Source organism: Acidithiobacillus sp. TH-A36 (assembly GCF_057473445.1).
The window spans coordinates 1-2,364 of record NZ_JBYCKP010000464.1; the positions used below are offsets into that span (position 1 = coordinate 1).

General features: G+C 48.6%; 2 protein-coding genes. One reads left to right on the forward strand and one right to left on the reverse strand.

All coding sequences use genetic code 11. The features are described from left to right. Positions 1 to 799: Fic family protein (locus AC2VLY_RS11920; RefSeq protein ID WP_486892437.1), on the reverse strand; the 799-nt coding region annotated here is incomplete at its 3' end. Positions 800 to 1,064: 265 nt separating this feature from the next. On the opposite strand from AC2VLY_RS11920, the gene AC2VLY_RS11925 reads away from it, so the two are divergent. Then, entirely contained in the window at positions 1,065 to 1,442 is a 378-nt protein-coding gene (locus AC2VLY_RS11925; RefSeq protein WP_486892436.1) for a DUF2628 domain-containing protein, read from the forward strand. Positions 1,443 to 2,364: the final 922 nt, after the last annotated feature.

Sequence of the window (2,364 nt, forward strand, 5' to 3'; positions counted from 1 at the left end):
GCTGCATCGTTTGCGCCTGTCGCAAAAGCGTCTGTGTGGGCTCCCAATAACTCTGGCACATTTCCCTGAAATGTTGTCGCTCGACATTATCCGGGAGCGTGCCCAGGTCTTTTAGCTCGCCCAAGTCGGGAATGGTGGTCTGATAATCAGAAACCATCCGCTTGTACACCTGCCGGGCCTCTGTGGGCACCACGATAGGCGGGAAACCCGCGTGCAAAACCGGCACATTGGAGATCAGCCTGGCCACGCGCCCATTACCATCAAAAAAGGGATGGATGGTCACCAGGATCAGGTGCAGATCGGCATAGATCTGCACCGCTTCCCTATCGTTCAAATCTCCATTCAAGGCCGCATTGAGCAGTCGCAACCACTGTCCCATCAAGATGGGGATGCTTCTGGGGGCCGGAAATTCCCGATACCGCTGACGGCCATCCTCGCCAATATAGGTTGTAAAATTGGGTTCATTCTTCCAGGCACCTGCGGGCTTGAAGATGTCCACGACTGCATCGGTCAGTACCGCACGGTGCAAGGCAAAAAGGTCTTTGTCCTGTATCTGGTCCTTAGCCATAAGGGCGTAGATGATTTCAATGGCCTTGGCATGACCGATGACTTCCTGGTGGTCCCGCAATGGCTTTCCGGCCACCGTAAGACCTTCCTCAAGAATAAAAGCGGTGTCACCGAGCGTCAGGCTGTTCCCTTCTATGGCTGTGGATGTATGGGTCCACAGGTTGCGAATCTGAGCGAGTAGAAGGGTGCGGATACTGGCGTCAAGGTCCGCATAAAATGGTTTTCTGGTCATCACCGCCTCATGTCATAAAATGTCATCTCGGCTCTCGTTATTTGTTAATCGGCGCCATTCGATAGCTATTCGTCAGCATCCGGTTTTTTACCAGTCTTTTCAAGACTGAGTGAACAATCCAAACGCTGATTTCTGCTGAAAGTTGGTCAATCAGCAGTGCTGTTTGACATTTTTGAGGTTCAGTTGGGCTTACATCCCCTATATGGAGACCGTTATAATTGGGCTAACTTGTTCCTGAAGTTGCGCCACCATAAGGAATCCCTTCATGAAGACATATCACGTATTCGAGCATCCTACGCGCGGGTTGGAGGCGGTTAAAGTCGGCGTCTCCTGGCCGGGATTCTGTTTCGGTTTCTTTTGGATGCTGGTGAAGAAAATGTGGGGATGGGCGCTGCTCTTTCTAGTCATCGCCATCGTGAGCGTGTTTTTCCAGATATCCATCACCCACGGACAGCCTCCCGCCTCAGCAACGAATCTGGGTTTCGACCTGGAGGGGCTGGTGTTGGGAATCATCGTCGGAGCCTATGGCAACGGCTGGCGTGAATCCAATCTCCGAAATAGGGGGTACGTGAGCGTTGCCACCGTCGAAGCGAAAACCCCGGATGGCGCTTTAGCTCAATACGCGAGGAGAGAGACGCAGTGAGAATTCTCCGGATACAGCGATTACGGATATGTTGTACCCATGATTTTTGTTCATTTATCCTCAGCTTCCTGTTTAGCGTAACTGCGCAATGATGACATATCGTGACTAGTCGCAAATAATGACGTTTTTTGGGGTTCACTTGGGCGATATTTGGGCAAAGCGCCAAAAATAACGGCATGGCACAGGCTGAAACGCCTGTATTTACTGCTTGTTTAACCGGCGTGTTAATCAGCGTCATTCGTTTGCCATCTGTCAGCATCAGATATTTACCACCGCATATCGCGGAATATGAATCATTCGTTTGCTGAAGTATTAGGTGCATTAGCGAAATACGGAGGCTCTCAATGGCGAACAATCCAAACGCTGATTTCTGCTGAAAACTGGCTAATCACTAGCGCTGTTTGACAGTTTACCTGAGCTTCGCTGGCATCTTCGCGTTATTCGTGGCATCTAATGGGCAATCGGTGATGAGTGGCTTCTTGTTCTTGCATAACTTGCAGTTGAGATTGTAAATGTGGAGTGTGTATTTTTTACAGTATGAAGATGCCCATTCCTTTAGTGCCGAAAGATATTTTAGATTATTCGGATTCCGTACAAAAACAGCCATCAGTGGTTTCGATCCTGCCGTAGATGCACATTGATAAAGTTCATGCCCAATAGCAGCAAGTAATACCCTCCCATGTCCTGATGCAATAACGGCCGATTGCGCTGACCCGTCATTATTTCTGTATCCGTGTATAAGATAAACATTATTGGTAATTTTTTCGGGAGAGCCTGGAACTTCAAGTCCTGAACCAACTTGGTTTACAAGTTTTCCTTTATAGAAGGGGTTGTAATCCCAAACCCGCAGAATTTTTAGAAGTAAGCTAAATCATATAGATACAACAGAAACCTCTGCATCCTCAATCCTGCCAGAAGTTTT